Annotated in this window: 2 protein-coding genes and 1 pseudogene; all 3 read left to right on the top strand. The window is 69.9% G+C overall.

Annotated elements, in window-relative coordinates:
- The first annotated feature begins 59 nt into the window (after positions 1–59).
- Positions 60–7,442 carry a GH36-type glycosyl hydrolase domain-containing protein gene (locus ASE11_RS14025; RefSeq protein ID WP_082585787.1) on the top strand — a complete coding sequence of 2,461 codons (7,383 nt, stop codon included), beginning with the start codon at positions 60–62 and terminating at the stop codon, positions 7,440–7,442.
- 117 nt (positions 7,443–7,559) lie between these two features.
- Positions 7,560–8,279, top strand: a complete 720-nt coding sequence (locus tag ASE11_RS14020) for a Crp/Fnr family transcriptional regulator (protein ID WP_235501300.1) — start codon at positions 7,560–7,562, stop codon at positions 8,277–8,279.
- Between the two features lie 147 nt (positions 8,280–8,426).
- Positions 8,427–8,616, top strand: a pseudogene (locus ASE11_RS26655) (Crp/Fnr family transcriptional regulator); the annotation flags it as partial.

Raw genomic sequence — 8,616 nt, 5'->3', positions numbered from 1 at the left:
GTCTGGGCCTGAGCCGCCGCGGCTGGGGGTGGGGGCGGCTGGTGGTGCGCGTCGCACGCATGCCCACCTATCTCACCGTCATGCTGGCCGGTTCGCTGGCGCTGGTGGCGGTGGTGTATGCCATGGCCGGCGCCCCGATCGAGGGCTGGACGGGCCATGCCATCGCAGCGCTGGTGCTGCTGCTCATGGTGTTCCCGGCCTCCGAGACGGTGGTGGCGGTGGTCAACCGGCTCATCACCGAATCGGCGCGGCCCGCGCACCTGCCGCGCTACCTTCTGGCCGAGGGCATACCGCAGCACGCGCGCGTGATGGTGGTGATACCGGCGCTGCTGGGCAGCCCGGCAGCGGTGGCGCCGCTGGTGCACCGCCTGCACCTGCACTTTCTGGCCAACCCGGAAGCCCACGCGCAGTTCGCGCTGCTCAGCGACTTTGCCGACGCCGACAGCCCGCACCTGCCGGGTGATGAAGCGATCCTCGCCGAGGCGCTGGCCCAGCTCTCGGCGCTCAATGACGACCACCCGGTGCCCGAGGGAGAAGCGCCGCGCTTCCTGTTGCTGCACCGAGACCGCACGCTGAGCACCACCCAGGGCCGCTGGATCGGCTGGGAGCGCAAGCGCGGCAAGCTCGAACAACTGGCGGCGGCGCTGGTGACCGGGGAGCCGGGTCCGTTCATGGCGCTGGGCCAGCTCTCGCGCATGGCGCAAGGCACGTGCTACCTGCTCACGCTGGACAGCGACACGCAGCTGCCGCCGGGCCGCCTGCGCGCACTGGTGGGTGTGGCCGAGCACCCCGACAACCAGCCCCGGCTGGATGCGAGTGGCCGGCGTGTGGTGCAGGGCTACGGCATCCTGCAACCGCGCGTGGTGCCGCCGCTGCCCGAGACCGCGCTCACGTCGCCGTGGCAGTGGATCACCGCCGGCCAGCGCGGACTCGACCCCTACAGCGCCATGAGTTCGGACGTGTACCAGGACGTGTTCGGCGAGGGCAGCTTCACCGGCAAGGGCCTGCTGCACGTGGCCACCATGCACGCGGTGCTGGGTGGGCGCCTGCCCGAGGAGCGGGTGCTCAGCCACGACCTGCTCGAAGGCGCGCTGACGCGGTGCGCGGTGGTGACCGACATCACCCTCATCGAGCCCGACCCTGAGCACGCCGACGTGGCCGCCTCGCGCCTGCACCGCTGGACCCGAGGCGACTGGCAACTGCTGCCCTTTCTGCTGCAGGCGCGTCGCTGGCAACTCTCGCCCATCAACCGCCTGAAGCTGCTGGACAACCTGCGCCGCTCGCTGGTGACGCCGGCGTCGTTGCTGCTGCTGTTGCTGGCCATGTGGGGTGTGGGCCTGAGTCTGGGCGCGGCCTTGTGGCTGGCGGTGGCCGCGCAGGCCGCAGCGCCGATGCTGGGCGCGCTCGCCGGTCTGGTGCCGCACCGTGCCAGCCTGGCGGGCGAGCGCTTTGTCCGTGCGGTCGCGGCGGACGGGCTGCGCGCCCTGCTCGGCGGGGTGTGGCACATCGTGCAGCTGTTGCAGCAGGCGCTGCGCGCGACCGACGCCGTGCTGCGCACCTGCTGGCGCATGGCGGTCTCCAGGCGCCAGTTGCTGGCCTGGACCACCGCCGACGCGGCGAGCGCGGCCCTGCGCCCGGGTCTGTGGCCCTCGCTCAGGCGCCATGCCCTGGAGACCGCGGTGGCTTTGCCGTTGCTGGCCTTGCTGTGGTGGAGCCGTCCACAAGCCCCTGCGTTGGCGGTGGCTCTGCTGTTGCTGTGGGCGCTCGCTCCCGTGATCTCGTGGCTGGCCCACCAGCCCTGGCCCGGCAGCGTCCCGAACCCGCTCAACGCGGTCGACCGCGCACTGCTCGACGACCTGGCGCGCGACACCTGGCGCCTGTTCGAGCGCTGCGTCGATGCGCGCAACCACTTTCTGCCGCCCGACAACCTGCAGATATTGCCGTTTGACATGGTGGCCCACCGCACCTCGCCCACCAACATCGGCCTGTACCTGCTGAGCACGTCCTGTGCGCGCGAACTCGGGTGGATCGGCACGCAGGATCTGCTGCAGCGCATGGAAGCCACGCTGGCCAGCCTTCAGCAGTTGGAGCGTCACCGTGGCCATTTCCTCAACTGGTACGACACCGAGACCCTGCAGCCGCTGCAGCCGCGTTACGTGTCGACCGTGGACAGCGGCAACCTCAGCGTGCACCTGCTCGCGGTGGCCCAGGCCTGCCGCCTGCTGGCGCGCGACCCCCACGCCACACAGGCCACGGCGCAGGCGGTGCAGCGCAGCCAGGAGCGGCTGGCATCCACGCAGCAGCACCACCAACCCTGGCTTGAAACTGCCCTGCAACAACCCTTGCACCAGACCGCGCTCGGCCAGGTGCTGCTCACGCCGCTGCCCGACCCGCTGGATGCCGAGGCCAGCGCCGCGTTCACCGGCCTGCTGGACGCCGCCACGCTGGAACTCGAGCGCATCCCCCATCCGCGTCCGGACCCGGGCGCCGTCGGTTCGGGCGTGGGCGACGAGATCGCGCGCGACCACGACAGCCTGCACGCGCTGATGGGTGACCACCTCGCCACGCTGCGCTCGGCCAGCATGGACCGCAGCGCCGCCGCTGAAGGCGGTGGGCCACGCGCCACGCGCCGCTTGCTGGAGCTGGCGCAGGCGCTGGAACAGCTGGCCTGGGCGCCGGAGTTCGGCTTTCTGTACCACCCCAAGCGCCATCTGCTGCACATCGGCTTCCGGCTCGACGACCAGGCGCTGGACGCGTCGTTCTACGACCTGCTGGCCTCCGAGTCGCGCAGCACCAGCCTGCTGGCGATTGCCAAGGGCGATGTGCCCATGAAGCACTGGGCCGCGCTTGGCCGCCCGCTGTTTGCCAACGGGCGGCACGTCGTGCTGCGCTCGTGGTCGGGCTCGATGTTCGAGTACCTCATGCCCACGCTGCTCATGGCCGAGCCGCACGGCAGCGTGCTGCGCGAGGCCGGCTGCTCGGCGCTCCTGGAGCAGATCGCGCATGCGCAGGGCAGGTCCATGCCGTGGGGCATGTCGGAGAGTGCCTATGCCGGGCGCGATCACACGCTGGCCTACCAGTACGCGCCGCAGGGCGTGCCACGGCTGGCGCTGCGCCGCACGCCGCTGGCCGAGCAGGTGGTCGCACCCTATGCCACCGCGCTGGCCACGCTGGTCAATCCGCGCCTGGCGTGCCAGAACATGAGCCACCTGGCCAGCCTCTCGGCACGCGGTCGGTACGGATTCATCGAGGCGATCGATTTCACCGCCTCGCGCCAGACGCAGGGCGGCACCTGCACGCCGGTGGGCACCTACATGGCCCACCACCAGGGCATGACCATCGTGGCGCTGACCAACGTGCTGCGCGGCGGCGTGGCGCAGCGCTGGGGCATGGCGCACCCGAATCTGGAAGCGGTGTCCTCGCTGCTGCACGAACGTGCGCCGCGCGCCCTGGCGGCGCTGGTGCACCACCCGCTGCCCAACCTGCCGCTGAAGGCCTTGCAGCGCCGCGCGCAGGACCATGTGCGTGCGGTGGTGCCCGGCGCGCAGGCGCTGGAGCCCTCGCACCTGCTGTCCAACGGGCGCTACAGCGTGAGCCTGCGCGCCAACGGCGCGGGCTGGAGCCAGTGGGGTGCCACCGGCATCACGCGCTGGCGCGACGATGCCTTGCGCGATGCCTGCGGCAGCTTCGTGTACGTGCGCCTGGAGCACAGCGAGTCTCCGGTCTCGGTGAGCAGCCATCCAGCACCCGACCCCGCTGCGCTCTACCTGAGCACTTTCCACACCGACCGCGTGGTGCTGGAGGCGCTGTGGCCCGAGCTGCGCGTGCAGACCACCGTGTGGGTGAGCCCTGAAGACGACATCGAGCTCAAGCGCGTGGTGCTCACGAACCGCAGCGACACGGTGATCGAGCTGGAACTGATCTCCGCCTTTGACGTGACCCTGGCCCGCGCCGCGGCCGACGAGGCGCACCCCGCGTTTTCCAACTTCTTCGTCCAGGCCGACTGGCTGGCCGACCAGCAGGCCCTGCGCTTCGTGCGCACGCCGCGGCTGCAGACCGAGAGCACCCTGCAGGCCGCTCACTTCGTGGCCGACGTGAAAGGCGAGGTGCTGGGGCTGAGCTGCCAGACCGACCGCAGCCTGTGGCTCGGCCGCAACCACAGCACCGACCAGCCACTGGCCCGCATGGTGGCCGTGCCCACCACCTCGCAGGCGCTGGAGACCGGGCTGGACCCGGTGGCCGCGCTCGGGGTGATGCTGCGGCTGCAGCCCGGCGCGCAGACCTGCGTGACCTTTGCCACCGCCGCCAGCGACAACGCCGTGCAGCTGATGGCCATCGTCGACAAGTACCGTCAGCCCAGCTCGGTGGAGCGCGCCTCGGTGATGTCGGCCACGCTGTCGAGCATCCAGCTGGCACCCGGGAGGTCCCGCATGGACCATATGCCCGCCTTCCAGACCCTCACGACCGCGCTTCTGATGACGCTGCCCAAGGTGGACCTGCCGGTGCAGGACGCCAACACCCTCCGCATGTGCGACCGCCGCGCGCTGTGGCCACTCAGCATCTCGGGCGACCGCCCGGTGGTGCTCGTGAGCGCGGGATCACCCCAGGGCCTGGGGCTGCTGCGCAGCGTGGTGCAGGCGCTGCGCGAGTGGTCGCGTGCCGGTGTGGCCTGCGATGTGGTGGTGGTGAGCAACGAGCCGCATTCGTACCAGATGCCGCTGCAGCGCGAGCTGGCGCTGCTGCACGAACAACTGCATGCACAGCCCCTGGAAGGCAAGACAGGCGGGCTGCACCTGCTGCGCACCGATGCCTTGACGGCGCTTCAACTCTCAACGCTCGATGCACTGGCGCGCATCCACCTGCGGGCCGACGGGCGCAGCTGGACCCAGCAGATCAAGAGCTGGTGCGAGCGCTTCGATGCCGCGCAGGAGCCCCTGCGAACCGACACCACCACCGAGCGGCTGCTCACCCACACCATGGCGGCCGAGGGTGGGCGCCCGGTGGGTGCGTTCGAGGCCGGTGGCCGGCGTTTTGCTTTTCAGGTCTCGCGCGCGCAGCGGCCGCCACGACCGTGGACCAATGTGCTGGCCAACCCCGATTTCGGCACCATCGTGACCGAGAGCGGGGGCGGCAACACCTGGGCCGGCAACAGCCGCCTCAACCAGCTCACCGCGTGGGGCAACGACCCGGTGGCCGACACGCCGGCCGAGTGGTTCCTGCTGCAGGACCGCCGCACCCACGCGACATGGAGCCTGGCACCGTCGGCCTGGGGCGATGCTGACGCCCACTACCGCGTGGTACATGCGCAGGGCCGCACCACCATCAGCCACCAGCGCGGCGATCTCGACGTCGCGGTGCACTGGAGCGTGGACCCCGATACCGCGGTGAAACAGGTGCGCATCGAGATCGTCAACCGGGGTCGCCACATGGCGCACCTGCGCACCGTGGCCATGGTGGAGTGGCTCATGGGCGAGAAGCGCAGCGACCGCGCCACGCTGCACACGAGCCGCTGCCTGGCCATGGACCCCACCGGTCTGGTGGGCCTGATGTGCACCCAGACCGAAGCCTCCGCAGGCTGGGGCGGTGGCACCGCCTTTCTGGTGGAAGCCCTGGCCACGCCGGGCGGCGCCGAGGGCCTGGACTGGACCTGCGACCGCGCTGCGTTCTTCGATGCACAGGGCCTGCTGCGCTTGCCGCAGCGGCTCGGGCAGCGCCACGGTGACGGGCTGGACCCCTGCGCCGCGCTGTCGCGCCCGGTGACGGTGCGCCCTGGCGCCACGCTGGAGCAGGTGTACCTGCTGGGCTTTGCCGAGTCGCCCACCGCCGCACACGAACTCGCGTTGCGCGCCATGAAGCAGGTGCCGCTGGAGCGCGAGGAGGCCGCCAAAGCCCATTGGGACAAGCTGCTGGGGGCGACCACGGTCGCCACGCCCGACCCGCTGTTCGACGCCATGACCAACCGCTGGCTGCTCTACCAGACCGTGTCGTCGCGGCTCTGGGCCAAGGCCGGCTTCTACCAAGCCGGTGGCGCCACCGGTTACCGCGACCAGTTGCAGGACACGATGGCACTCACCTGGGCCGCGCCCCGCCTGCTGCGCGATCAGATCGTGCTGTGCGCTTCGCGCCAGTTTGAAGCGGGCGACGTGCAGCACTGGTGGCACTCCCCGGGAGGCGCCGGCGTGCGCACGCATTTCTCGGACGACCTGCTCTGGCTGCCTTTCGCCTGCTCGCATTACCTGCGGACCACGGGCGACGCCGCCGTGCTGGACGAGTCGGTGGCCTTCCTGGAAGACCTGGTCATTGCGCCCGGGGCCGAGGACGCCTACGACACGCCGCGCGTGAGTCAGAGCATGGCCAGCGTGTACGAGCACGCCGCGCGCACCATCGACCGCAGCCTGCCGGTGGGCACGCACGGGCTGCCCCTCATGGGCACGGGCGACTGGAACGACGGCATGAACCGGGTCGGCCACGAAGGCCGGGGCGAGTCGGTGTGGGTGGCGTGGTTCCTGTGTGCCTTGGTGCGCGACTGGATCCCACTGGCGCGCGAACGCGGCGAGCACGAGCGCGCCGCGCGTTGGGAAGCCGCACTGCACGGCTGGGGCCAGGCCCTCGAGACCCACGCCTGGGACGGTGACTGGTACCGGCGCGCCTTCTTCGACGACGGCAGTCCGCTGGGCTCGCACACGCAGGCCGAGGCCCGCATCGACCTGATCGCCCAGGCCTGGTCCGTGCTGAGTGATCAGGCACCGCTGAACCGCCAGCGCCTGGCCATGGAAGCGGCGGAGGCGAATCTGGTCAACACCGACGCGGGTCTGATCCAGCTGCTCGCGCCGCCGCTGGCCCATGCCCAGCCCAGCGCGGGCTACATCCAGGCCTACCCGCCGGGCGTGCGCGAGAACGGTGGCCAGTACAGCCATGCCGGCGTGTGGGGTCTCATGGCCATGGCCGCCCTGGCCGTGCGTGAACCGGCGGGCTCGCAGACGCGCGATGCGCCCTACCGCTACTTCACCTACCTGAGCCCGGCGCACCGTTCGGTCAACACGCAGTGGGGCCCCGCCTACGGTCTGGAGCCTTACGCCATGGCGGCCGATGTCTACAGCCAGCCACCGACGGTGGGGCGGGGTGGCTGGAGCTGGTACACCGGAGCGGCGGGCTGGCTGCACCGCGCGGCGATCGAGTCGGTCCTGGGCCTGAAGATGACGGCGCACGACCTGTGCTTCGTGCCCTGCCTGCCGGCGCACTGGCCCCGGGCCGAAATGACGCTGACGCGCGATGGCCGCACGATGCGTTTCGTGCTGGTGCGCCAGAGCGCCGCTGCCGCACAGGCCGACTGGGAGGGCAAGGGCGTCGGTTTCCTGGCCGTGGGCGAGCGCCTCGCCTGGTCCGCGCTCCCGCCGCACACCGTGTTCGTGATTCCGATGGACGGAGACGCCATGGGATGAAAATTCATATGTACGGTTTCGAACAGACAGACGGCCGTATCCGTGCGATGCTGGGAGGGTTAAAACCCTAGAGCCGAGCCGCGTCCCGCGTCAACAGCCATCCCGGAGGAAAGCCACTTGATCGAACTCGACAATCCGCGTCAGAACCAACTGTTGGCCTCGCTGCCAGACGCTGAGTGGCTGCGCTGGCAGCCACAGCTTGAGTTGATCGATCTTCCGTTGGGCAAGGTGCTGTACGAGTCCGGTGCGCCTCTGCACTTCGTGTATTTCCCCACCAACGCCATCGTCTCCCTGCTCTATGTGCTGGAAAACGGCTCGTCGGCGGAAATCGCGGTGGTTGGCCACGAGGGCGTGGTGGGCATCTCCATCTTCATGGGTGGCGGCTCCACGCCCAGCCGCGCCGTGGTGCAGAGCGCGGGCATGGGCTACCGGCTTCGCGCCGACGCCATCCGGGGTGAATTCGAGCGCTCGGGCCCGGTGATGCACCTGATGTTGCGCTACACGCAGGCGCTGATCACCCAGATGAGCCAGACCGCCGTGTGCAACCGCCACCACTCGCTGGACCAGCAGCTCTGCCGCTGGCTGCTGCTCAGCCTGGACCGCCTGCCCGGCAACGAGCTGGTGATGACGCAGGAGCTGATCGCCAACATGCTGGGGGTGCGCCGTGAGGGCGTCACCGAAGCGGCGCTCAAGTTGCAGGCGAGCGGCCTCATCCGCTATGCGCGTGGCCACATCTCGGTGCTCGATCGCCCGGGCCTGGAGCACCGCACCTGCGAGTGCTATCGCGTGGTGAAGAAAGAATACGACCGCCTGTTGCCCGATCTTGAAGCAGCTTGATTCATCTTCCGGGACTTGTGTACGGTAGGAGACTGTCCTCGTGGTCACAGGGGGTCATATTGAGACAGGGAACGCTGGGCAATGGGTCCATGCGACCCGCATGAGTTCGCCCTGTGAGGGGTTTCGCTTGTGTACCTGGCGGACTCCATGCAAAACACTGAAAATCACCTCATCGAACTGCTGCCAAAAACGGTTCGAAAGCGCTTTCTCGCACTGTGCGAGCCATTCGAACTGGTGCTCTCGGCCGAGCTCAGCGTGCGCGGCACCCAACTGAGCCACGCCTACTTTCCCCGCTCGGGGTTCATCTCGCTGGTGATCGACATCGACAGCCACCCGC

The organism is Hydrogenophaga sp. Root209, assembly GCF_001428625.1.
In the GTDB taxonomy this organism is placed as follows: Bacteria; Pseudomonadota; Gammaproteobacteria; order Burkholderiales; family Burkholderiaceae_C; genus Hydrogenophaga.
Note: the sequence above shows the minus strand (reverse complement) of the source record. Positions and strands in the feature narration are given on the sequence as shown.